This is a genomic window from Bacteroides luhongzhouii (assembly GCF_009193295.2).
GTDB classification, from domain to species: Bacteria; Bacteroidota; Bacteroidia; order Bacteroidales; family Bacteroidaceae; genus Bacteroides; species Bacteroides luhongzhouii.
In genome coordinates, this window is the sequence record NZ_CP059973.1 from 2,137,300 (window position 1) to 2,161,663 (window position 24,364).

The following is a 24,364-nucleotide window of genomic DNA, read 5'->3' on the forward strand; positions in this document are numbered from 1 at the left end:
ATGTTATTACATAATTACTGCCAGAAAACGTACCGTTTTGCCATCGAGCGCTTTCATGCCATGTGGAAGTTTAGAGTTAAAATAGATACTGTCGCCTTGGTTGAGGATGATTTCTTTGCCTTCGATGTTGATAAGCATACGGCCCTCGATTACCAGATTGAATTCCTGTCCGTTATGTTTGTTGTAGTGGATCGGTTCGTCGTTTGCTTTCGGTTCAACAGTGACGATGAACGGGTCAGCGGTACGGTTCATGAATCCTGAAGCCAGTGATTGGTATTTATAAGCTTTGGTACGTTCGATGCTGACTCCTTTGCCGGCACGAGTCACGAAGTAGCTGCTCATTTTAGGCTCTTCGCCAAACATCAGGGCGTCGAGAGCTACATTATACGTACGGGCTATTTTTTGTAGCATGCTGACAGAGATGTCGTAATCTCCGGTTTCTGCAAGTCGGTATTCTTCAGCAGAGATGTCGCTGTCGCGGGCGATATCCTCTGCGGTCAGTTCCAGTACGTCACGTAATCCGCGGAGGCGTTCTGCGATCTGTTTAATTTGTTCATTCATACAAGTGGTTCGTATTTTTATGATTAATAATTTTATGGTGTTATTTGGAGGCTTTCATGGCTTTGATGATAGCGGAGGTGAATCCGTTGTGTTCCAATTCATTGATCCCCTTGATCGTGATTCCGCCCGGAGTGGTAACCTTGTCGATTTCTACGCTGGGGTGGGTATCATTGTTCTGAATCAGTGCGGCTGCTCCTTTTAAGGATTGTGCTATCATCTGCATGGCATCTTTGGGGCGAAGTCCCATTTCGATTCCGGCTTGCGTGGCTGCCTGAATATATTTCAATACGTAGGCGATACCGCAGGAGGCCAATGCGGTGGCTGCCGCTATTTTATCTTCGGGGATAAGCATCACTGTTCCCATCTCACTGAACAACCGGAGGATGAATTTGTCTTGTTCATCGTTCGTATTGCGGGCGGCGACAAGCGTCATACTTTCCAGTTCGCTGATAGCGGTATTTGGAATCAGACGGAACATTGCCATTTCCGGTGCTACGACGTAATGAGCCAGTTCTTCAAAACTGATGCCGGCAGCTACGGAGATGAGTATCTGTTTGCTTTTCAGTTTCAATTCGCGCATCACCGGTTCCATAAACCACGGTTTGACAGCAAGGATGACAATATCCGCACCTGTGGCAGCTTCCACATTGCTGTTGGTGATAGAGATATCCGGGAATTCCTTTTTCAGTTTTTCTAGTTTTCCGGCACTCGGATTGGACACGATGATGTCCGAATCGTCTATCAGACTTCCTTTTGCCAGGCCACGGGCTATTGAACCGCCCATGTTTCCTGCACCGATAATGGCTATTTTCATATACGCTTATTTTTAATGAGTTGTTAAAGACAAAGGTAACAGTTAATTACGAAAAAACAAAAAGCAGCCAGAATAAGAAATAAATTTCTAATAAAGGCTGCTTTTATCGTTGGCTGTTTATTAATCAAATGAGCGATTAGAGTACTTTCTTGAACCGGGCAAGGAAGTCTTCCGCTTCCTCCATACTAAGGCAAAGAGGAGGTAACAGGCGAAGTACATTCGTACCGCTTGCTCCGGTAAATACATGCTCGTCATAGATGAGGCGGCTGCGTAGTTCTTTGATGGGTTCTTCGAATTCGAGTCCGATCATGAGTCCGCGTCCGCGTACCTCTTTTATTTGCGGGAATTTCTTCAGTTCTTCCAGTAAGTAGTTACCTACTACCTTCGCGTTTTCTATCAGATTTTCTTGCTCAATGACGTCCATCACGGCGAGTGCTGCCGAACATGCCAGATGGTTTCCACCGAAGGTAGTTCCCAATTGACCATATACCGGTTTAAACATCGGGCTGATCAGGACACCTGCCATCGGGAAACCGTTGCCGATACCTTTGGCTACAGTGATGATGTCCGGCTTGATGTCATTATATTGATGGGCGAAGAATTTACCGCTACGTCCGTATCCGCTCTGAATTTCATCGAGAATCAGGATCGTTCCTGTTTCGCTGCAAGCTTTGCGGAGTTCCTGCATAAATTCGGTGGTCGGTATCTTGATACCGCCTACACCTTGTATTCCTTCAATGATAACAGCGCACGAGTCTCCCTTAGACAGTTCCTGCTTCATCGCTTCAATATCGTTGAGCGGGAGATAGGTGACATGACCGTTGTTGTTGATAGGGGCGATAATGGAAGGATTGTGAGTCGCTTCTACCGCAAGAGACGTCCGTCCGTGAAACGCCTTATTGAAAGATACGATTTTGGTACGTCCGTTATAGAAGGAGGCTAGCTTCAGAGCATTCTCGTTCGCTTCGGCCCCACTGTTAATCAGGAACAGGCTGTAGTCTTCGTAACCGGAAATTTTGCCCAGTCGTTCGGCTACCTCTTGTTGGAGCTTGTTGATGACGGAGTTTGAGTAGAAACCAAGTTTAGATACCTGGTTACTGATCATTGCTGTATAGTGAGGATGTGCATGTCCGATAGAGATAACGGCATGACCTCCGTAGAGATCCAGATATTCTGTTCCGTTCTCATCCCATACTTTGCAACCGTCGCCCTTGACAATGTTGATGTTATATAAAGGATATACGTCGAATAATTTCATAATTCTTTGTTTTTAAAAAGCTGAAGGCTTCAAACGTAGTCCTACGGTTTCTTCCAGGTTGAACATCAGGTTCATGTTATGAACAGCTTGTCCGCTGGCGCCTTTCAGCAAATTGTCGATACAAGAGATAATCAATAGTTTGTCACCATGTTTCTCCAGATGTATCAGGCACTTATTAGTATTAACGACTTGTTTCAAGTCAATATTCTTGTCTACGATGTGCACAAAGGAGTCTTTTGCATAATATTCCTCATACATACGAACGATTTCCTCCAACGCTACTTTGGTCTTGACTACCAGTGTCGCAAAGATACCACGAGCGAAATCTCCACGGTATGGAATGAAGTCGATCTCTGCATCGAAGCTGTTTTGCAGCTGTTTCAGCGATTGCTTGATTTCCGGAACATGCTGGTGCTCGAATGCTTTGTACACACTCATATTGTTGTTTCTCCAACTGAAATGACTGGTAGCACCCGGTTTCACTCCGGCTCCCGTACTTCCTGTAATGGCATTTACCATTACATCATCCGTCAGCATCAGATTTTTGGCAAGCGGGAGCAAACCGAGCTGGATGCAGGTTGCAAAACAACCGGGATTGGCTACGTGCTTTGCCGTACAAGTGGCACGGCGGTTCAGTTCCGGCAGACCGTAGATAAAGTCGTGGTCGTCGCTCATAATACGGTAGTCCATCGAGAGGTCGATAATCTTTAGGTCTTCCGGTATGTTGTGACTTTCCATGAATTTCTTTGTATCGCCGTGGGCAGTGCAGAAAAAGAGAACGTCGATTTCGTCCAAAGGCAACTGGTCGGTGAATCTTAGATCTGTTTCTCCATACAAGCCTTCGTGTACGTCGGTAATTCTGTTTCCGGCATTACTGCTGCTGTTGATAAATACGATTTCAGTTTCCGGATGGTTGAGCAGCAGACGGATTAACTCGCCTGCTGTATATCCTGCGCCACCAATGATTCCTGCTTTAATCATATCTCTTCGTCTTTGTGGTTGTTATAGTAAACACGTAGCGGTGTAGAAGTTACTTTGATAAAGCCTTTTGCGTCTTCGGCTGTCCAGCCTTTCTGCATTTCACCGTATTCTCCGAATTTAGTCTTCACCAGATCGTCTTCCGATTCTACACCTACGGTAGAGAAGGAAAGAGGGCGAAGTTCGAGGATAGCCGTACCGTTTACGTTACGCTGGCTTTCCTGCAACATAGCTTCGATGTCACGCATCACCGGTTCCAGGTATTGGCTTTCGTGGAGGAACATACCGTACCAGTTGGCTACCTGGTCTTTCCAGTATTGTTGCCATTTGCTCAATGTATATTTCTCGAGGAAGCGATGGGCGCCGATAATCAACATCGGAGCGGCAGCTTCGAATCCTACACGGCCTTTGATACCGATAATTGTATCACCCACGTGCATATCACGGCCGATACCGTATGCTGCACCAATCTCTTCTACTTTCTGGATGGCTTTGATCGGGTCGTCAAACTTCTCGTCGTTGACAGCTTTCAGTTCCCCTTTTTCGAAAGTCAGGCGAAGCTGTTCGCTGCCTTCTTTTTCAACGTGTTTGAGGTAAGCAGTTTCCGGGAGTCCTTGCGCGGAGTCGAGGATTTCGCCACCACAGATAGAAGTACCCCACAAACCTACATTATAAGAGTATTTCAGTTTGGTGAAGTCTGCGCTGAAACCATGCTTGTTCAGATAATCAATTTCTTCCTGACGGCTCAATGCCATGTCGCGGGTCAATGTGATGATTTCCACATTGGGAGCCAGTACGAGGAAAGTCATATCGAAACGGATTTGGTCGTTACCTGCTCCGGTAGAACCGTGCGCGATAGCATCCGCGCCGATTTCGTTGGCATAGCGTGCGATGGCCAATGCTTGGAAAATACGTTCGGAACTAACTGAAATAGGATAAGTACCGTTACGCAGCACATTTCCGAAAACCATGTATTTCAGGCTCTTTTCGTAGTATTCCTGGGTAACGTCCAGTGTCACGTATTTCACTGCTCCCAGTTTATAAGCATTTTCTTCGTTTGTTTTCAGTTGTTCTTCGCTGAAACCACCCGTATTGGCACAAGCTGCATATACTTCGTAACCTTTTTCTTTGGCGAGGTACATGACGGTGAACGATGTGTCCAGTCCGCCGCTGAATGCCACCACTACTTTTTTCTTCTTTTCTTCCATAGTGCTGTATCTTTTTAAATGTTATTTCTTTCTTGTTCCTTTTTTATGTTCCGCGGGTCTGTCGGATCGTACAGCATGGCTGTACAGATACAGAACTTGCGGTTTTTCGCTACCAGAATATCATGATTGATACATCCTTCGCATCCTTTCCAGAAAGCTTCGTCGTCTGTCAGTTCGTTGAAGGTGACAGGCACATAACCCAGTTCGGTGTTCATCTTCATGACAGCTGCTCCGGAGGTCAGACTGAATATTTTTGCTTTCGGCCATCGGAGACGTGCCAGTTGGAAAGAAGCTTGTTTGATACGTTTTGCCAGTCCTAATCCACGGAAATCAGGATGAACGATCAGACCGGAAGTAGCCACATATTGCTTGTTTCCCCATGATTCGATGTAGGTGAATCCGGCAAAAGTATCGCCACAAAGAGCAATAATCGCCTTACCTTCTTTCATCTTTGTCGCTACGTATTCGTGTGTGCGTTCCGCAATTCCTGTTCCTCGTACGGCGGCAGCATTTCTGATAGTTTCCAAAATAGTGTCAACGTAAACCTCATGTGAGGCGTCGGCTACCATAACATCTATTTGTTGAGTGTCCATTTCTTTATTATATAATAATAGGTATAATTATTCGATATTGGGAATGATGAGTGACAGAAGCTGACGTATTTTGCTGATGGCAACTCCTTCACGCAACACCAACATGATCGTGTCGTCACCGGCAATGGTTCCCAGAATTTCACTGAATTCATTGTTGTCGATGTCATACGCCATGCTGCTGGCATAACCGGGACGGGTGCGGATAACGGCAATGTTACCGGAAAACTGTAAAGAGATAAATCCGTTGTTACGTAACATTTCACCGGCACTCTGGTCGGTAGAACGTTTATACATAATGTTGTTCGGCAGTACATATACGTACTTTCCGTTCATACTGGCAGCCTTGGCTACTTTCAATTGTTTCAAGTCGCGGGAGAGGGTGGCCTGTGTCAGTTCGAAGCCTTCGCGGTTCAACTCTTGCAGCAGTTCTTCCTGCGAACCGACCTCCTTGCTCGAGATAATCATTTTGATGGCGTCTAACCGATTTGCTTTCTTCTTCATTGTATAATTATTCTAAGAATGGTGCAAAAGTATGCATTATTTCGGAGAAAATATGCATAAAACCAAAGTTTTTTTGCATAAAAGTGAAAAATATGCTAAACGGTGAGAGCCGGCTTTTTTGTTTTGTGTCAAAATGTATACCCTTTCAATCAAAATACATAAGGAAAGGGAGGAGGGAATCGCCTATCTTTGCAATGTAGGTAAATGGATACCTTAAATATATAGACAGAATACCATGAAACAAAACTTTTTTGCAGTCGACCTGGGCGCAACGAGCGGCCGTACAATCTTAGGAACTTTCATAGAAGGCGGATTAAATCTGGAAGAGATTAATCGCTTTCCTAACCACCTGATTGAAGTGGGTGGACATTTTTATTGGGATATTTATGCATTATATCGTCATATTATTGACGGATTGAAGTTGGTTGCTCACCGTGGTGAATCCATTGCTTCTATCGGTATTGATACCTGGGGAGTGGATTTTGTATGTGTTGGAAAAGACGGCAACCTGCTTCGTCAGCCTTATGCATACCGTGACCCGCATACGGTAGGTGCACCGGAAGCTTTTTTTTTCCGTATTTCGCGTAGTGAAGTCTATGGCAAAACGGGTATTCAGATTATGAATTTTAATTCACTTTTCCAATTAGACACTTTACGTCGCAATCATGACAGCGCATTAGAGGCGGCAGATAAAATTCTGTTTATGCCGGATGCGTTAAGTTATATGCTGACCGGAGAGATGGTGACGGAATATACGATTGCTTCCACAGCGCAGCTGGTGAATGCGCAAACACGTCGTCTGGAACCGGAGTTGTTGAAAGCAGTAGGATTGAGCGAAAAGAATTTCGGACGTTTTGTATTCCCGGGCGAAAAGGTGGGAGTATTGACAGAAGAAGTGCAAAAAATAACCGGACTGGGGGCAATTCCTGTAATTGCAGTAGCCGGACATGATACCGGTTCTGCTGTTGCTGCTGTTCCGGCACTCGATCGTAACTTTGCTTATTTGAGCAGCGGAACTTGGTCATTGATGGGAGTAGAAACGGATGCTCCGGTGATTAATGCCGAAACAGAAGCGTTGAACTTTACCAATGAAGGCGGTGTGGAAGGAACCGTCCGCCTGTTGAAGAATATCTGCGGGATGTGGTTGTTGGAACGTTGCCGTTTGAATTGGGGAGATACAAGCTACCCTGAATTAATCAGTGAGGCGGATGCTTGCGAGCCGTTCCGTAGTCTGATTAATCCGGATGATGATTGTTTCGCGAATCCTGCGGATATGGAAAAAGCTATTGCTGAATATTGCCGGGTTACCGGACAATCAGTTCCCGAGAAACGTGGACAAGTGGTACGTTGTATTTTTGAAAGTCTGGCTTTGCGTTATCGTCAGGTATTGGAGAATTTGCGTTCACTTTCTCCACGTCCGATTGATACATTGCATGTGATTGGTGGAGGTAGCCGGAATGATTTGCTGAACCAGTTTACAGCTAATGCGATAGGAATCCCTGTGGTAGCCGGTCCGTCTGAAGCGACAGCTATCGGTAATGTGATGATTCAGGCAATGGCAGCAGGTGAAGCAACGGATGTTGCCGGTATGCGCCAGTTAATCAACCGCTCTATCCCGTTGAAAACTTATCAGCCGCAAGATACGGAAGCGTGGGATATGGCATATATCCATTTTAAGAATTGCGTTCGATAATGCATTGAACAACCGACAGAATAATCATTTATTTAAACTAATAGAATATCATGAAAAAAGAAGAACTGATTCAGAAAGCGTATGAGATTGCTGTGGAACGTTATGCAGCAGTAGGTGTGGACACCGAGAAAGTATTGAAAACGATGCAGGATTTTCATCTGTCACTCCATTGCTGGCAGGCTGACGATGTTGCAGGATTTGAAGTACAGGCCGGCTCATTGACCGGAGGTATTCAGGCAACCGGTAATTATCCGGGCAAAGCTCGTAATATTGATGAATTGCGTGCTGACATTTTGAAAGCTGCTTCTTATATTCCGGGGACTCATCGTCTGAACCTGCACGAAATCTATGGAGATTTCCAAGGTAAGGTGGTAGACCGTGACCAGGTAGAACCGGAACATTTCAAGAGCTGGATCGAATGGGGTAAAGAACACAACATGAAACTTGACTTCAACTCTACCTCTTTCTCTCATCCGAAATCAGGTGACTTGTCTCTTTCTAATCCCGATGAAGGTATCCGTCAGTTCTGGATTGAACATACCAAACGTTGCCGTGCAGTTGCGGAAGCGATGGGTGAAGCACAGGGGGATCCGTGTATCATGAATCTTTGGGTACATGACGGAAGCAAGGATATTACGGTAAACCGTATGAAATATCGTGCATTGTTGAAAGATTCTTTGGATCAGATCTTCGCTACCGAATATAAGAATATGAAAGATTGTATCGAATCTAAAGTGTTCGGTATCGGTCTGGAAAGCTATACAGTAGGTTCTAACGACTTCTATATCGGTTATGGTGCTTCTCGTAACAAGATGATTACATTGGATACCGGTCACTTCCACCCGACAGAAAGTGTAGCTGATAAAGTATCTTCACTGTTGCTTTATGTGCCTGAATTGATGTTGCACGTAAGCCGTCCGGTTCGTTGGGATTCAGACCATGTTACTATCATGGATGATCCGACAATGGAACTGTTCAGCGAAATCGTTCGTTGCGGTGCTCTGGACCGTGTACATTATGGTCTTGACTACTTCGATGCATCTATCAACCGTATCGGTGCTTATGTAATCGGTAGCCGTGCTGCACAGAAATGTATGACTCGTGCTCTGCTCGAACCGATTGCCAAGTTGCGTGAATACGAAGCAAACGGACAGGGATTCCAACGTCTGGCTCTGCTCGAAGAAGAAAAAGCGTTGCCTTGGAATGCAGTTTGGGATATGTTCTGCTTGAAGAACAATGTTCCTGTTGGCGAAGATTTCATCGCGGAAATTGAAAAGTACGAAGCCGAAGTAACTTCTAAACGATAAGTTATGGAAATCTTAATCGGCTTATTGATTATAGCTATCGGTAGCTTTTGCCAGTCCAGTTCTTATGTACCTATTAAGAAGGTAAAGGAATGGAGCTGGGAAAGCTTCTGGTTAATACAAGGTGTATTTGCCTGGTTAGTGTTCCCGTTCCTGGGTTCACTGCTGGGTGTACCCCAAGAGAGCAGTTTGTTCGACTTGTGGGGAGCGGGAGGTGCTGGAATGAGCATCTTTTATGGTATATTGTGGGGAGTAGGAGGTTTGACTTTCGGACTTTCCATGCGCTATTTGGGTGTTGCGCTCGGACAAAGTATCTCACTGGGTACTTGTGCCGGTTTCGGTACCCTTCTTCCGGCTCTTTTTGCTGGTACAAATTTGTTTGAAGGTAACGGGCTGATTCTTTTATTGGGTGTTTGCATCACGTTGGCAGGTATTGCTATTATCGGGTATGCCGGTAGTTTGCGTGCACAAAACATGAGTGAAGAAGAAAAACGTGCTGCCGTAAAAGACTTTGCGTTGACAAAAGGGTTACTGGTCGCACTCTTGGCTGGTGTCATGAGTGCCTGCTTTGCTTTGGGACTGGATGCAGGAACACCTATTAAAGAAGCCGCTTTGGCTGGTGGAGTGGAAGGACTTTATGCTGGTCTTCCGGTTATCTTCCTGGTTACGTTTGGCGGCTTCCTGACAAATGCAGCTTACTGTTTGCAACAGAATGTGGCTAATAAATCGATGGGTGACTATGCTAAAGGAAAAGTGTGGGGCAATAATCTAGTATTCTGTGCATTGGCTGGTGTACTATGGTATATGCAGTTCTTCGGGCTGGAAATGGGTAAGAGCTTTCTTACGGAAAGCCCGGTACTGTTGGCTTTCTCCTGGTGTATCCTGATGGCATTGAATGTAACTTTTAGTAATGTTTGGGGAATAATTCTGAAAGAATGGAAAGGTGTGTCAAACAAGACCATAACTGTGCTGATAGCTGGTCTGATCGTACTTGTCTTCTCTTTAGTGTTCCCAAATTTGTTTTAAAAAAATCAAGAACGGATTACACGGATTACGCAGTTTTTTTATAACTTGCGACAAAATCCGTGTAATCCGTGCCTAATTAAAATATATATATAATGAAATCAATTTTAGAGAATCGTCCGGCACTTGCCAAAGAAGTAAACAAGGTAGCAGAAGTTGCCGGATACTTGTGGCAAAAAGGATGGGCTGAACGTAATGGTGGTAATATCACTGTTAATATCACAGAGTTTGTAGACGATGAAATCCGTCAGATGAAGCCGATCAGCGAAGTAAAATCTATCGGTGTGACTCTTCCTTATCTGAAAGGCTGCTATTTCTACTGCAAGGGAACTAATAAACGCATGCGTGATTTAGCCCGCTGGCCGATGGAAAATGGTTCGGTAATCCGTATCCTGGATGACTGTGCCAGCTATGTGATTATTGCGGATGAAGCTGTAGCTCCGACATCGGAACTGCCTTCTCACTTGAGCGTACACAATGACCTGTTGAGCAAAAACTCTCCTTATAAGGCATCTGTACATACACATCCGATTGAACTGATTGCTATGACACATTGTCCGAAGTTTCTGGAAAAAGATGTGGCTACCAATCTGTTGTGGAGTATGATTCCTGAAACAAAGGCATTCTGCCCGCGTGGTTTGGGTATCATTCCTTATCAATTGCCTAGCTCAGTGGAATTGGCTGAAGCTACCATCAAAGAACTGCAGGACTACGATGTTGTGATGTGGGAGAAGCATGGCGTATTTGCGGTAGATTGCGATGCGATGCAGGCGTTCGATCAGATTGACGTACTCAATAAGTCGGCTCTGATTTATATCGCAGCTAAAAATATGGGCTTCGAACCGGATGGTATGAGTCAGGAACAGATGAAAGAAATGTCAGTAGCTTTCAATCTTCCTAAATAAAACAACAAATAGCACAATTATGAATCGCATTATTTTAAATGAAACTTCTTACTTCGGTGCCGGATGCCGTAGTGTTATTGCTGTGGAAGCAGCCAGACGTGGCTTTAAGAAAGCCTTTTTTGTAACGGATAAAGACCTGATCAAGTTTGGGGTGGCTGCCGAAATCATTAAAGTATTTGATGAGAACCAGATTCCTTACGAACTTTATAGTGATGTAAAAGCTAATCCCACTATTGCAAATGTACAAAACGGTGTGGCTGCATACAAAGCCTCCGGAGCCGATTTTATCGTTGCTTTGGGCGGCGGCTCTTCCATCGATACTGCCAAAGGAATCGGTATTGTTGTGAACAATCCGGATTTTGCAGACGTGAAATCTCTGGAAGGGGTAGCCGATACCAAACATAAAGCGGTGCCTACTTTCGCGCTGCCTACTACTGCCGGAACAGCTGCCGAGGTAACTATCAATTACGTGATTATTGATGAAGATGCCCGCAAGAAAATGGTTTGTGTAGATCCGAACGATATTCCTGCCGTAGCTATCGTAGACCCCGAACTGATGTACTCAATGCCAAAAGGACTGACTGCTGCTACAGGTATGGATGCTTTGACTCATGCCATCGAAAGTTATATCACTCCGGGTGCCTGGGTAATGAGCGATATGTTCGAATTGAAAGCCATTGAAATGATTGCTCAAAACTTGAAGGCAGCTGTGGATAATGGTAAAGATGTGGCAGCCCGCGAAGCTATGTCACAGGCACAATATATTGCCGGTATGGGATTCTCGAATGTCGGTTTAGGAATTGTTCACTCGATGGCTCATCCGTTAGGTGCGTTCTATGATACTCCTCATGGAGTAGCTAATGCCTTATTGTTGCCGTATGTGATGGAATACAACGCTGAATCTCCGGCAGCACCGAAATATATCCATATTGCGAAAGCAATGGGAGTAGACACTGCCGGAATGAGTGAAGCGGAGGGAGTAAGAGCTGCCATTGAGGCGGTGAAAGCACTTTCTGTCAGCATCAATATACCGCAGAAATTACATGAAATCAATGTGAAGGAAGAAGATATTCCTGCACTGGCTGTAGCCGCTTTCAATGATGTTTGCACAGGTGGTAATCCTCGTCCCACTTCAATAGAAGATATCGAAGCTCTATATCGCAAAGCTTTCTAAATCTGGCTGTATAGGGTTTGTCTCAGATAAACATCCGGAGATACCTGAAGGTACGTTCCGGATGTTTTTTTGTATCCTGGCGTGTGTTTTCTGAAAATAATGTCTATTTTTGTCCAACTCAATTGCATGAAAACACACTGATATGATCGAGGATAATAGTTTAGGATTAGAATTTAAATATCTGATTGTAAATGACATGGACCGTAAATTCGGCCTGTGGGTAAATACCGTCGGCTATCAGTCCATTCCTCCCGATTCACCTTATCCGTTGAAAGAGCATCCTTCCGGTTACTTCTTTAATGCGGAAAAAGGAAGAGTGCTTCGTGAGTATCAATTGGTTTATATCACCAAGGGACGTGGTTTGTTTTCATCCGATTCTACTTCCGAGAAGCAGGTTTGTAAAGGCCGGCTGATGGTATTGTTTCCCGGACAATGGCATACTTATCGCCCATTGCGGCAGACTGGTTGGACGGAATATTATATCGGTTTCGAGGGGCCTATGATAGACGCCATTGTTAATGATGCTTTTTTGTCGCAAGAACAACAAATACTGGAAATTGGCATTAATGAAGAGTTGGTCTCATTATTCTCCCGTGCTCTTGCTGTGGCCGAAGCAGATAAGATTTCCGCGCAACAATATCTTTCCGGGATTGTGCTCCACATGATAGGAATGATTCTTTCTGTTTCCAAGAATAAGTTTTTTGAGATGAGTGACGTGGATCAGAAGATTGAACAGGCAAAAATCATTATGAATGAAAATGTTGCCGGCAATGTGGACCCGGAAGAGTTGGCTATGCGACTTAATATTAGTTATTCATGGTTCCGACGTGTTTTTAAGGAGTATACAGGCTATGCTCCGGCTAAATATTTTCAGGAATTGAAACTTCGTAAGGCTAAACAAATGTTGGTCGGAACTTCCCAGTCAGTAAAAGAGATTTCTTTTTTTCTAGGTTTCCAGTCAACCGAATATTTTTTCTCTTTTTTCAAGAAACGTACGGGGCTTACTCCATTGGAGTATCGTTCGTTCGGGCGGGAAGAATGAATAGGATGAAGTTCCATATCTATTAGTTATTGGGTTCTGATTTTGGGAATATCATAAAAACAGTTACTTTTGTGGTAAGATTAATGTGTTATAAACCATCATTCTTGATATGCGCGGACAAAAACTATCTAATATCCATTTTCTTATTCTGCTATCTCTTTTTGGATTTGTATCCCCTCTTCAATCACAGGAATATAAGTTCAGAACATTAGGTGTGGAGGATGGATTGTCGCAAATAACGGTGAGCGATATTTGCCAGGATGAGAAGTCGCGTATATGGATTGCCACGCTGGATGGTTTGAATTGTTTCGATGGCAATCATATCAAAGTCTTTAATCATTTTCATAACGACTCCATCAGTTATGGTAATTTATATGTGACTCAGATGGTGGAAGACGGTCAGGGGAGTCTTTTTCTCTTGACTTCTACCGGACTTTTTCAGTTCGACCTTGAAACGGAGAAATATTATATTCTTCCGGTGTCTTCTCCTTCCACTCTTGCCAAAGGAAAGCTGGGAGTGTGGATTGCAGAAGGGGGAAAACTCTTCTTGTATGATAAGAATACCCGTTCCGTGAAACCAATGTATGCGGACTTACATTTGCCGGATAGTGGGCCGACGATGGTGGAAGGTTCGGAAGGAAATCTTTGGGTTGCTTTGAAGGATGGTGGGGTGATGCGTGTAGATACTTGTGGATCGATGTCGCTTCATTTGCCCGGAGTCAAGGTGATGAAACTGATAAAAAGTAACGATCAGAATATTTGGATCGGTTCGCAGGATCATGGCGTTTTCTGTTTTTCACCTCAAGGTGCAGTCATACATCACTATGAATATAATGACAAGAGTGTTTACACGGTCCGGGATGATATGGCAAGAGCGTTATGTCAGGATTTGGAAGGGAATATATGGGTAGGTTATAGAAGTGGATTGAGCAAGATTGAAGTGGCTACCGGTAAAATATATCATTATCAGGCGGATCCTAACCGGGTGGGGGCTATGTCTAATCGTTCGGTGACTTCTCTTTATACAGACAAACAAGGAACTGTCTGGGTGGGGACCTATTGGGGCGGTGTGAACTTCTTCTCCCCGGAATATCAACATTTTGTACATTATCATGCTTCAGACACCGGATTGTCTTTTCCGGTGGTGGGTGCTATGGCGGAAGATAAATCCGGAAACATATGGATATGTACTGAAGGAGGAGGGCTGGATTTATATCAACCGGAACAAGGAACATTCAAGCATTTTAATGCGCATACCGGATATCATTTTAGTACGGATTATCTGAAAGATGTCGTTTTTGATGAGGTTAATAACTGTTTGTGGATTGCCGCTGACTTTACAAATAAGGTCAACTGTTTTCATCTTGATAACTATCGGAATGACATATATGACCTCGAACCGCTCGGAGAGGAAAGTGTGGGAGAAGCCCTGTTTGCTTTGGCCGATACTCCTCGTAAGTTATATGTCGGCACAACATCAGCAGTTGTCAGTTTGGATAAACAGACCTTAAAAACTGAAGTGTTGCTTCATCAAAAGGAGTTGTTTACACATAATTATAACACTTTGTTGCTTGATTCGAAAAACCGGCTATGGTTTGCTTCCGATGATGGTTGTGTAGCTTATGTGATTGATGAAGGGCGGTTTGAAACGTATAGGATAAGTCTGAAGAAGCAGGTCAGATCTCAAAAAGAGCTGGTCAATGTCATCTATGAAGATCGAAAGGGAAACATTTGGGTAGGAACACATGGCAACGGGCTTTTCTTGTTGGATAAGAAAGACCGTTTGTTTCGCTTACATACTTCTGAAAGCGTATTGTCGGGAGAAAATATCAGAGTGTTGGGCGAAACACCTTCCGGAAATTTGCTGATTGGTACGGGACATGGATTGTCAATGTTGGAACAGAAAGACGGGAAAGTGATAAACTTCAATTCTAAAACAGGATTCCCGCTGACTCTTGTCAACCGGAAATCCATGCATGTATCCCGCAATCATGATATTTATATGGGAGGAGCTACCGGCTTGGTTACCATTCGCGAAAGTAGTTTGTCTTATCCTCCGAAAATATACGATTTGGAGTTGGCGCATTTGTATGTCAATAACAAAGAGATAACCACAGGCGATCAGACCGGAATCCTAAATAAATCTTTTGCCTATACCGACCGGATTAAATTGAATTATTTGCAGAATGTGTTTTCTATCGGTTTCTCGACAGATAATTTTCTGCACATCGGCGGTGGTGAGGTAGAATATCGATTGATAGGTTCTAATGATGAATGGAGTGAGAATCGTTTGGGAAATGATATTACTTATACGAATATATCTCCGGGTGATTATGTTTTTGAGATCAGGCTGAAGAACTTTCCGGAAGTAATCAGATCTCTTCATATAACGATCACACCCCCTTTTTATGCCACCTGGTGGGCCTATACCATTTATATATGTGTGATTCTGACAATTCTATTCTTTGTGGTGAGAGAATATAGAATCCGTTTATTCTTGAAAACATCATTGGACTTTGAACTTCGTGAGAAACAGTATATTGAAGAAATGAACCAATCCAAACTGCGTTTCTTTACTAATATCTCACATGAAATCAGAACCCCTATTACCCTTATCCTGGGGCAGGTTGATTTGCTGCTGAATTCCGGTAAGTTGTCTACCTATGCCTATTCGAAACTACTGAATATACATAAAAATGCCGGTAACCTGAAATCATTGATAACAGAGTTACTTGATTTCCGTAAACAGGAACAGGGACTTTTGAAACTGAAAGTTTCTCAATTTGACTTACATTCTCTACTCGAAGAGCATTATGTTTTGTTCAAAGAATTGGCAGCTAACAGGAATATTTCGTTTGTTTTGCATGCAGAATGTGAGCAATGTCTTGTGTGGGGAGATCGTATGCAACTACAGAAAGTGGTTAATAACCTGTTGTCGAATGCTTTTAAATATACTTCAGACGGTGGAAGTATCAGTATGGAACTGGCTGATGGAACAGATGAATGTATGTTTTCCGTTTCGGACAATGGAGCGGGGATATCTGAGGAAGATTACGTGAAGATATTCGAACGATTCTATCAGGTTGAGAATATAGGACAGTATGGAGGAACGGGTATCGGATTGGCTTTAAGTCAAGGTATTGTGAAAGCTCATCAGGGAGACATAACTGTAGAGAGTCAGTTGGGGAAAGGTTCATGTTTTAAGGTCACTCTGAAAAAGGGGGATGCACACTTTGATTCTTCTGTTGCCCGGGTTGAACCGGAGCAGGATAAGGAATATATTTATTATTCGGAAGATAAAGAACTATTGGTTAAGGAGGTACAGTCGGCTCAAAGTGAGAGTGGGACTACTGACTGCAAGCTATTGGTTATTGATGATAATGAAGAAATCAGAAATATCCTTGTAGATATCTTTTCTCCATTGTACACGGTTGAGACTGCAAGTGATGGTGAAGAAGGGTATGAGAAAGTAAAAATGATGCAACCTGATTTGGTTATTTCGGATATCATGATGCCCGGAATGCCCGGAACGGAATTATGTGCCAAAATTAAGAACAATATAGAAACCTGCCATATCCCCGTCGTTCTTCTGACAGCTCTTAGTGCGCCGGAACGCGAATTGGAAGGATTGAGAATTGGAGCGGATATTTATGTGGTAAAACCATTTAATATGCGGCGGTTGGTTATGCAATGCAATAATCTGATTAATACTCGCAGACTCTTACAGAATAAATATGCCCATCAGCTGGATAGCAAAGCAGAGAAGATTGCAACGAATGAACTCGACCAAAAGTTTATCGAACAAGCGACACAGGTGGTAGAAGATAATATGGAAAATCCCGAATTTAGTGTAGATGTCTTCTCACGTGAGATGGGGGTAGGGCGTACTGTCTTATTTCAGAAGATAAAAGGTATCACGGGAAGTACGCCAAATAATTTTATCATGAACCTGCGTCTGAAAAAAGCGGCATATTTTCTGCTGAATGCTCCGGAAATGAATATATCGGATATTGCTTACCGGTTAGGATTTGGAAATCCTCAATACTTCAATAAATGCTTTAAAGAACTTTTTGATATTGCTCCTACGCAATATCGAAAAGCTCATAATACCTCCTCCGAACCCTCTGTAAAGTGATTGAAATAAGTCATCTGAATTTTTAGACTAGATAAAACGAACAATTCGATAGGGTGCAATATGCTCAAATACGATACTTTTGTGGCGTTGGATAATGCCAGCTTGTACTTGAGTTTTCTTTGATTGGGTGTGTCCGCACACACTTTTATTTGGTAGACCGGGTACTGTGTAATCTTTATTCTAATATAATAATTATTGTATAGTATTATGAAAGACGAATACTTGTATAACAAATAGAAAGATAACATCTTATTGGAGAGAATCAATATATTTCCCCCAATTAATTAAGTAGTGAGTAAAACCTTGATAATTAACCAATTTAATTTTATTCTAGTTATGAAAAATTTGCAGAGTAGGACAAAAGTGCGGTTGTTGCAGTCGTTCCTTTTGATTTCCTTGAGTCTCTTTTTCCTTGTTGATCCGACTTATGCTCAAGGCGGGTTTGCAGTGAAGGGAGTTATTGTGGATAAAACAGGATTTCCTTTGCCTGGCGCCAACGTGATGGAGAAAGGAACATCTAATGGGACAATTACGGATTTAGATGGTAATTTCTCATTGAATGTTTCAAAGAAGGGAGTTACCTTGACTGTATCATTTATGGGATATACCCCTAAAGATGTAGTAGTGAAAGATAAAACAATGAATATTACGCTTGAAGAAAACTCTAAGCTATTGGACGAAGTAGTGGTAGTGGGTTATGGTACGATGAAAAAGCGTGATGTAACAGGAGCTATTACTTCCATCTCAAGCGAGGCTATTGAGCAAAAAATGGCTACCAATGTTTTTGAAGCATTGCAGGGTACTACTGCCGGTGTACAGGTTGTGTCCGGTTCCGGACAGCCCGGTGAATCTTCTTCTATTAAAATCCGTGGTACTTCCACTTTCTCTGCCGAAGGAGTGACTCCTCTCTATATTGTAGACGGTGTTCCTTTGGAAAGTATCGATGGTATCAATACCAATGATATTACTTCTATGGAGATTTTGAAGGATGCCGCTTCTGCGGCTATCTACGGTTCCCGTTCGGCGAACGGGGTGATTATCATCACTACCAAAAGTGGTCAGGAAGGTAAAGCCCGTATTGATATCAAGTATAATCACTCATGGGGTACATTGTCTCACAAGGTGCCACAGGCAAACCGTAAAGAACGTTTGTTGTACGACCAATATCGTAAAGAGTATTTTGAAACATACGGCGGAGGTAATCCGGATGAAAGTAGTGATATACTGAATGATCCGTTGAACTCTTTCTTTAATGTGGATAACGATTATTTGGACATGATTACAAGCACTGCACAAAAAGACCAGGTGGATATCAGTGTAGGTGGTGGTACAAAGAAACTGAAATATTTCATCAATACCGGTTATTATAACGAGAAGGGTATTATTTCCAATACCGGTTTCCAGAGATTGAATACTCGTATCAACTCCGATTATTCACCGACAGACTGGATGAATATGGGTAGCCGTATTTCTTTGACTTATTCTAAAAAGAAAGGTCTGAATGAAGGTACTTTATTGAGCGCAGTATTGACTCGTCGTCCTTATTTCAATACTTATTATCCGGATGGCTCTCTGGTCGGAGTGTTCAATGGTCAGAAGAACCCTATTGCGCAGGTCAATTATACCACCGACTTTACTGATTCTTATAAGGCTAACTTCTTCCAGTTCTTTGAAATCAAATTCAACAAGTATTTGAAGTTCAGAGCCAATATTAATGCCAATTTTTATCTGGATAAGCGTAAAAAACTCGAACCGAGTCTTATCACTGATGAATGGCAGAAACAGAATAAAGGTTATTCTTATAATTACTTGAACTGGAACTGGATGAATGAAGACATCCTTACTTATGCACGCAAAATAAAAGATCATAATTTTACGGCCATGGTAGGTGTCAGCGCTCAGCAGTGGCGTTATGAAAACGAAACATTTGTGGGGATAAACTCGTCTACAGATTTTATCTATACAATGAATGCTTTTGCCGCAAACCTGGATTTGTCATCTACAGGCTCCACATTAAGCAATCACTCTATGGCTTCCATTTTTGCCCGTGTGACTTATGATTATAAAGGAAGATATTTGCTCAATGCCATTATGCGTCGTGACGGTTCTTCTCGTTTTGCCAAAGAGAACAAATGGGGTAATTTCCCTTCCGTATCTGTGGGATGGCGCTTCTCGGATGAGAAATTCATGAAATTCTCGAAAAAGTTTCTCGAAGATGGTAAGATCCGTGCAAGTTTCGGTATCACGGGTAACGAAGCAATCGGCAACTACGACTATATCTACTCTTATTCTCCGAATTCTATTTATGACGGAGTGGGTGGCGTTATTCCGACTCGTATTGGTAAGGACAATCTGAAATGGGAGGAAACTAAACAATTCAACCTTGGTCTGGACCTGAATTTCTGGAATAGTCGTTTGACAATCACTGCCGATTACTACGATAAATATACAGACGGTTTGCTGGCAAACTACCAGTTGCCTAAAGAATCCGGTTTTGCATATATGAAAACCAATGTCGGTGAAATGAGTAACCGCGGTTTTGAAATAGCTGTTACCGGTGATATTATCCGCACGAAGGACTGGAAGTGGAATGCTTCTTTCAATATCTCCAGAAACATCAACCGTATTGAAAAATTGTCTGAAGGTAAGGCATATATGGAAGGTGATATTTGGTGGATGCAGGAAGGTGGCCGTGTGGGTGACTTCTACGGATTTAAAAGCGCGGGTGTCTTTGCATACGACGAATCGAATGCTTTCACTGATAAATGGGAACAGTTGACTCCGGTGTTTGAGAATGGCGTATTCCAATACAAGTATTTATTGAATGGAAAGGAATATGCAGGTAATATTCGTCAAAAGACATTGCCGAACGGTAAACCGTTCCGTGGAGGAGATTACAACTGGGAGGAACCGGAAGGAACCCGTGACGGTGTGATTGATGATAATGACCGTATGGTGATCGGTAATGCCATGCCTGATGTAACCGGAGGTTTGAACACAACGGTGACTTGGAAAAATGTAAGCCTGTATCTGGGATTCTATTATTCACTGGGAGGACAGATTTATAATTCGGCCGAACACAATCGTAACATGTTCAAATATACCGGAACCACTCCTTCACCGGAAGTCATTCATAATATGTGGTTGCATCCGGGCGATCAGGCCATCTATCCGCGTCCGTATAATGATGAATTCAACAATGCCCGCATGGGTAACTCGTTCTATCTGGAAGACGCTTCATTTATCCGTTTGCAGAACATACGTGTAGCCTACGATCTTCCTGAAAACTGGATAAAGAAGCTGATGTTGAAGAATATAAATATCTATGCTTTTGTAAACAACGCCTTGACATGGACCAACTACTCGGGATTCGATCCGGAATTCTCTACCAGCAATCCTTTGCAGGTAGGTAAAGACTCTTACCGTTATCCGAGAAAGAGAGAATATGGTATTGGTTTTTCTGCAAACTTTTAATTGAAGATATCGTATGAAGAATATTAAATATTTTGTTGGAGCTGTATGCCTGGCTCTATCATTGAATAGCTGTTCAGACTTTCTGAATGAGGAACCGGTAAGTGAAATTCCGGCAGGTGACATGTGGCAGACTGCCCGTGACGCTAAGGCAGGTATAAATGAAATCTATGGATTGTTACGTTCCACTTTACGGGAGAACTACTTCTATTGGGGGGAGTTCCGTTCGGATAATGTAGCTCCCGGAGCACCGGTAATGGCCGATCAGGCACGTGTTATCAACAACCTGATGTCTACGGACGAGAAATGCGCAAAGTGGACGACTCTGTATCAGATGATTAACCAGGCAAATCTGGCTATTAAATATATTCCTAATATCAGTATGCCTGATGTGGCAGACCGAAATGACTATCTCGGACAAGCTTATGCGTTGCGTGCTTTGGCCTATTTCTACGCTATCCGTGTTTGGGGAGATGTACCTTTGTTTACAGAACCTACAGAAAAGTATTCAGAAGCGATCTATAAAGAGCGTACGGATAAAAACTACATTTTGGAACATGTCATTCTTCCGGATCTGAAGAAAGCGGAAGGACTGATAAACCGCAACAAGAACTATGAACGCAAACGTATTTCTATTTGTGGCGTATGGGCCATCATGGCGGATGCTTATATGTGGAACGAAGAATATAATCTGGCCGATCAAACAATTGACAAGATGGCGACTATTGCTTCCAAAAAGGGCGGTCGTTTTGTAGACTTCGAACCTAACATTTCTACTTGGCATACCATGTTTACGGAAGAACTGACCAATAAACCTTCTGATGATACACCGGAAAATGATGAATATAACTCCAGAGAGTTTATTTTCCTTGTTCATTTCAATATGGATGAAGTCGGCACGAATGGTTACAGTTATATGTATCAATGGTTTTCCGGTTCAGGAAACCGTGCGGCAGTCATGTCTGATAAGTTTATGAGCATCTTTGATGAAAAGGATATGAAAGGTGATTTACGCAAAGATTATACAGTGAAGAATTATCAAAATGGAAATGAATTGCGTAAATATATGGCAGGTGACATCAGTAACTCTTTGAATAAGACATGCGAAGTAGCCTATCCAATCTATCGTTACACAGATATGATGTTGTTGCAAGCTGAAGCTCGTGCTCATCAGGGAAAATGGGGGGAAGCTTTGGATTTAGTAAAAACTGTACGTGACCGTGCCGGATTGAATACACTGACTGAGAATGATTTTGCTTCAGAAGAAGAGGTGGTCAATTATATCTTGCGTGAACGTCAGGTGGAGTTAGCCGGAGAAGGACGCCGTTGGTTTGATTTGCTGCGTACAGGAAAGTGGAAGGAAGTGATGAAACCGATTAACGGAATGGAGCAGGACGGCAATGAACTTTTCCCGATCCATTATTCACATATCTTGGAAAATCCGAAGATTGTGCAGAATACGTATTATGGTAATACTAACAACTAAAAAGGTAGAAGCAATGAAAAAGACAATATTATATAAGACTCTTTTCTTTTGTTGGACAATTTTGGCATTGACCGGTTGTGATCTGGACTTGCAAAAGAACTATGATTATGAGCCTTCGGTGGATGATCCGTATGTAAAAGTGACAGCGTGGGAATATTTTCAGGATCACAAAGATATGTTCTCGGAGTTGATAGCAGCTATTGAATATACAGGCTTGAAGGACTATTATACACAGACTGATAATAAATATACTTTTCTGGCTTTGAATAATGCCGGTATGCAGCTTTATCGGGAGAATGAATTTGCTGGTGTAGCTTCCATTACAGATTGTGATAAAGAAAAGGTGAAGAATATGTTGCTTTATCATATTGTAGATGGAGAATATAGTTCTTATGGGCAATTACAGGTAGAACCGATGTTCGTCTTGACTATGCTGAAAGGTGAGACTGGATTGATGACAATGTCTGTATGGAAAAATCCATGGCAGGCTGCAGTAGGTAAGATTCTGGTGAATCAGACCGGAAGCAACGGAAAATCTCCGCAACGGCAAGCTAAGACTAGCAATATTCTGCCGACAAATGGTGTGATTCATATATTTGAGAACTATTGCAAATATTCCAAATAACCACAGTTAATTAAAAAGAGAACTAATTATGATTCGTAAAATATATACCTTATTAGTATTAGGACTTTGCTTGGGCTTTACTGCCTGTGGCGACGATAATGATGGTCTGGATCCTAATGCAGCGGCTCCTGTGATCAATTTCCCTATGGAGCAACTGGACGTTGATTTGAATAAAGTAGACAATCTGCCGGTAGTGGCTGTTATTAAATCACAGGCAGGACTTCAGAGTGTGACAATGAAATTGCAGACAGTAGAGGGAGTGACAGAATATAAAACAGTAACCGACTTTTTCAATCCCAATTCTTATAGTCTCTCTGAAAACTTGGAATATAATGCTAACTACGAAGCCTTTATAATTGAGGCTACGGATAAACTGAATCATGTTACGAGTGGGACTTTACCAATTGCTGTTACCGATGTAATGGCACGTCCTGTCATAACATTCGATCCGGAAGAGATTGTATATGATGAGATGGATGAAAATCCGGTAATGCCTCGTACCACTTTTAAAATTATTTCGGAAGCAGGCTTGAAGAAAGTAGAAAGATTCTTAGTTTCTGTAGATGGACAAACATCGAAAGGTGGTGATATACTGAATGGTGACAAAACGTATGAGTATGATGAATTGATAGAATATAAAGAAGGTGATAAGGGCTTTAAAGTGAAAGCAGAAGATATATATGGTAATATCACCATTTCTACTTTGCAGGTGTCATATAAGACAGTTCCGGTTCCTGTATTGACTTTAAGTAAAGAACTTATTACTACTGATGAAGGAGTAGATACAGAAGTTCCAATGCATATTGAATCGGTTCGTGGCGTAAAATATGTGGCTATATCCCGAGTGGAAAATGGTATAAGTACAGAAATTTTCCGTGAGGAGATAGGTGGTGACAATAAGAACTTTGATTATACACCTAAAGTACAATTAACAGAAGAAACATCTCAATTAAAAGTGGTTGTTTCTGACGGTCGAGAGGGTAAAGAAGTAGTAGGGATCGTAAGAACTTATGTGAATATGGAAGTTGTCCAGCTCAAAGTCGGTAGCCAAGTTTTGGCAAATGCAGAACCGTTCGCTCTGATTTCATTGAAGGATATGAAGACGTATTCGGTGGATGAAGCCATTTCCAGTGTGGAAAGCGCTAGGAATGTTGATATAAAGTTCTTTATAAATTCTAATAGTGGTGTTCTTTCTTTCCGTTTTTATTCTATGGAAAATGTAGAAAGTAAAAATCCTTTATATAAAGGATCAGATGGAAAGACTTTGAGTAATTTACCGGCAAAGAATATGACTAAATATGTCCTATTCCCTGCGGATTTTGATTATGATACAGCTTCCCGTTCTTCTATTCAGAATGAATATTTGAAAGGAAATGCTGATCAGAAAGTGTATATGACAATTGATAATTTTGTCGGTAGTGTGATTGGATTTAAGACCGGTGGTGCCTCAAGTGCTGGTGGAGAAAGATACGGTGTTATAAAAGTGCTTGATGTTTCTGGCAAGATGGATAATAATACGATGAAGCAGATTGCGACTGTTGAAATCAAATTCCCTAAAAAGAAGTAAACAGGGTAGTATTACCTACTGCCTGA

At 42.5% G+C, this 24,364-nt stretch carries 18 protein-coding genes; 11 read left to right on the forward strand and 7 right to left on the reverse strand.

Annotated elements, in window-relative coordinates; all coding sequences use genetic code 11:
- Positions 1-6: 6 nt before the first annotated feature.
- The 7 genes from GD631_RS07690 to GD631_RS07720 all read right to left on the reverse strand — a co-directional run bounded on the left by GD631_RS07690 (position 7) and on the right by GD631_RS07720 (position 5,913).
- Entirely contained in the window at positions 7-561 is a 555-nt protein-coding gene (locus GD631_RS07690; RefSeq protein WP_143257042.1) for a helix-turn-helix domain-containing protein, read from the reverse strand.
- A gap of 40 nt (positions 562-601) precedes the next feature.
- Positions 602-1,375, reverse strand: coding sequence for a pyrroline-5-carboxylate reductase (gene proC / locus GD631_RS07695; protein WP_143257043.1), 774 nt, complete (start codon positions 1,373-1,375; stop codon positions 602-604).
- 136 nt (positions 1,376-1,511) lie between these two features.
- Entirely contained in the window at positions 1,512-2,633 is a 1,122-nt protein-coding gene (locus GD631_RS07700) for an aspartate aminotransferase family protein (protein WP_143257044.1), read from the reverse strand.
- 12 nt (positions 2,634-2,645) lie between these two features.
- A complete protein-coding gene (gene argC, locus GD631_RS07705) occupies positions 2,646-3,614 on the reverse strand; it encodes an N-acetyl-gamma-glutamyl-phosphate reductase (RefSeq protein WP_004310469.1) in 969 nt (322 codons plus the stop codon).
- Positions 3,611-4,819: an argininosuccinate synthase gene (locus tag GD631_RS07710; RefSeq protein ID WP_004310468.1), complete on the reverse strand. Its 1,209-nt coding sequence runs from the start codon at positions 4,817-4,819 to the stop codon at positions 3,611-3,613. The genes argC and GD631_RS07710 overlap by 4 nt, the downstream gene beginning before the upstream one ends.
- A 14-nt stretch (positions 4,820-4,833) precedes the next feature.
- The gene (locus tag GD631_RS07715) at positions 4,834-5,412 is read right to left on the reverse strand and encodes a GNAT family N-acetyltransferase (protein ID WP_143257045.1); all 579 of its coding nucleotides are present in this window, start codon (positions 5,410-5,412) and stop codon (positions 4,834-4,836) included.
- A gap of 27 nt (positions 5,413-5,439) precedes the next feature.
- On the reverse strand, positions 5,440-5,913 hold the full coding sequence (locus GD631_RS07720; protein ID WP_004310466.1) for an arginine repressor: 474 nt from the start codon (positions 5,911-5,913) through the stop codon (positions 5,440-5,442).
- A 235-nt stretch (positions 5,914-6,148) separates the two neighbouring features.
- Here GD631_RS07720 and rhaB point away from each other — a divergent pair, with 235 nt between their 5' ends.
- The 11 genes from rhaB (at position 6,149) to GD631_RS07775 (ending at position 24,338) form a co-directional block, all read left to right on the forward strand.
- A complete protein-coding gene (gene rhaB / locus GD631_RS07725; RefSeq protein WP_143257046.1) occupies positions 6,149-7,606 on the forward strand; it encodes a rhamnulokinase in 1,458 nt (485 codons plus the stop codon).
- Between the two features lie 50 nt (positions 7,607-7,656).
- Positions 7,657-8,913 carry an L-rhamnose isomerase gene (locus GD631_RS07730; RefSeq protein ID WP_143257047.1) on the forward strand — a complete coding sequence of 419 codons (1,257 nt, stop codon included), beginning with the start codon at positions 7,657-7,659 and terminating at the stop codon, positions 8,911-8,913.
- A 3-nt stretch (positions 8,914-8,916) separates the two neighbouring features.
- Entirely contained in the window at positions 8,917-9,936 is a 1,020-nt protein-coding gene (rhaT, locus tag GD631_RS07735; protein ID WP_143257048.1) for an L-rhamnose/proton symporter RhaT, read from the forward strand.
- A 92-nt stretch (positions 9,937-10,028) separates the two neighbouring features.
- Positions 10,029-10,838 carry a rhamnulose-1-phosphate aldolase gene (gene rhaD / locus GD631_RS07740; RefSeq protein ID WP_143257049.1) on the forward strand — a complete coding sequence of 270 codons (810 nt, stop codon included), beginning with the start codon at positions 10,029-10,031 and terminating at the stop codon, positions 10,836-10,838.
- Between the two features lie 19 nt (positions 10,839-10,857).
- Entirely contained in the window at positions 10,858-12,012 is a 1,155-nt protein-coding gene (gene fucO / locus GD631_RS07745; RefSeq protein ID WP_143257050.1) for a lactaldehyde reductase, read from the forward strand.
- A 142-nt stretch (positions 12,013-12,154) separates the two neighbouring features.
- A complete protein-coding gene (locus GD631_RS07750; protein ID WP_143257051.1) occupies positions 12,155-13,054 on the forward strand; it encodes an AraC family transcriptional regulator in 900 nt (299 codons plus the stop codon).
- A gap of 109 nt (positions 13,055-13,163) precedes the next feature.
- Positions 13,164-17,189: a hybrid sensor histidine kinase/response regulator transcription factor gene (locus GD631_RS07755; protein WP_143257052.1), complete on the forward strand. Its 4,026-nt coding sequence runs from the start codon at positions 13,164-13,166 to the stop codon at positions 17,187-17,189.
- A gap of 336 nt (positions 17,190-17,525) precedes the next feature.
- Positions 17,526-20,663, forward strand: coding sequence for a SusC/RagA family TonB-linked outer membrane protein (locus tag GD631_RS07760; RefSeq protein WP_143257053.1), 3,138 nt, complete (start codon positions 17,526-17,528; stop codon positions 20,661-20,663).
- A gap of 13 nt (positions 20,664-20,676) precedes the next feature.
- The gene (locus tag GD631_RS07765) at positions 20,677-22,146 is read left to right on the forward strand and encodes a RagB/SusD family nutrient uptake outer membrane protein (protein WP_143257054.1); all 1,470 of its coding nucleotides are present in this window, start codon (positions 20,677-20,679) and stop codon (positions 22,144-22,146) included.
- Between the two features lie 13 nt (positions 22,147-22,159).
- Complete coding sequence (locus tag GD631_RS07770) at positions 22,160-22,771, forward strand: fasciclin domain-containing protein (RefSeq protein WP_004310456.1); 612 nt, start codon at positions 22,160-22,162, stop codon at positions 22,769-22,771.
- Positions 22,772-22,799: 28 nt separating this feature from the next.
- Positions 22,800-24,338, forward strand: a complete 1,539-nt coding sequence (locus GD631_RS07775) for a hypothetical protein (protein ID WP_143257055.1) — start codon at positions 22,800-22,802, stop codon at positions 24,336-24,338.
- Positions 24,339-24,364 lie beyond the last annotated feature (26 nt).

Coding starts and splice junctions, on each gene's coding strand:
- fucO (WP_143257050.1), top strand. CDS start 10,858: ATGAATCGCATTATTTTAAATGAAACTTCTTACTTCGGTGCCGGATGC.
- GD631_RS07760 (WP_143257053.1), top strand. CDS start 17,526: ATGAAAAATTTGCAGAGTAGGACAAAAGTGCGGTTGTTGCAGTCGTTC.
- GD631_RS07710 (WP_004310468.1), bottom strand. CDS start 4,819: ATGGAAGAAAAGAAGAAAAAAGTAGTGGTGGCATTCAGCGGCGGACTG.
- rhaT (WP_143257048.1), top strand. CDS start 8,917: ATGGAAATCTTAATCGGCTTATTGATTATAGCTATCGGTAGCTTTTGC.
- GD631_RS07700 (WP_143257044.1), bottom strand. CDS start 2,633: ATGAAATTATTCGACGTATATCCTTTATATAACATCAACATTGTCAAG.
- GD631_RS07755 (WP_143257052.1), top strand. CDS start 13,164: ATGCGCGGACAAAAACTATCTAATATCCATTTTCTTATTCTGCTATCT.
- GD631_RS07715 (WP_143257045.1), bottom strand. CDS start 5,412: ATGGACACTCAACAAATAGATGTTATGGTAGCCGACGCCTCACATGAG.
- GD631_RS07730 (WP_143257047.1), top strand. CDS start 7,657: ATGAAAAAAGAAGAACTGATTCAGAAAGCGTATGAGATTGCTGTGGAA.
- argC (WP_004310469.1), bottom strand. CDS start 3,614: ATGATTAAAGCAGGAATCATTGGTGGCGCAGGATATACAGCAGGCGAG.
- rhaB (WP_143257046.1), top strand. CDS start 6,149: ATGAAACAAAACTTTTTTGCAGTCGACCTGGGCGCAACGAGCGGCCGT.
- GD631_RS07720 (WP_004310466.1), bottom strand. CDS start 5,913: ATGAAGAAGAAAGCAAATCGGTTAGACGCCATCAAAATGATTATCTCG.
- rhaD (WP_143257049.1), top strand. CDS start 10,029: ATGAAATCAATTTTAGAGAATCGTCCGGCACTTGCCAAAGAAGTAAAC.
- GD631_RS07775 (WP_143257055.1), top strand. CDS start 22,800: ATGATTCGTAAAATATATACCTTATTAGTATTAGGACTTTGCTTGGGC.
- proC (WP_143257043.1), bottom strand. CDS start 1,375: ATGAAAATAGCCATTATCGGTGCAGGAAACATGGGCGGTTCAATAGCC.
- GD631_RS07690 (WP_143257042.1), bottom strand. CDS start 561: ATGAATGAACAAATTAAACAGATCGCAGAACGCCTCCGCGGATTACGT.
- GD631_RS07750 (WP_143257051.1), top strand. CDS start 12,155: ATGATCGAGGATAATAGTTTAGGATTAGAATTTAAATATCTGATTGTA.
- GD631_RS07765 (WP_143257054.1), top strand. CDS start 20,677: ATGAAGAATATTAAATATTTTGTTGGAGCTGTATGCCTGGCTCTATCA.
- GD631_RS07770 (WP_004310456.1), top strand. CDS start 22,160: ATGAAAAAGACAATATTATATAAGACTCTTTTCTTTTGTTGGACAATT.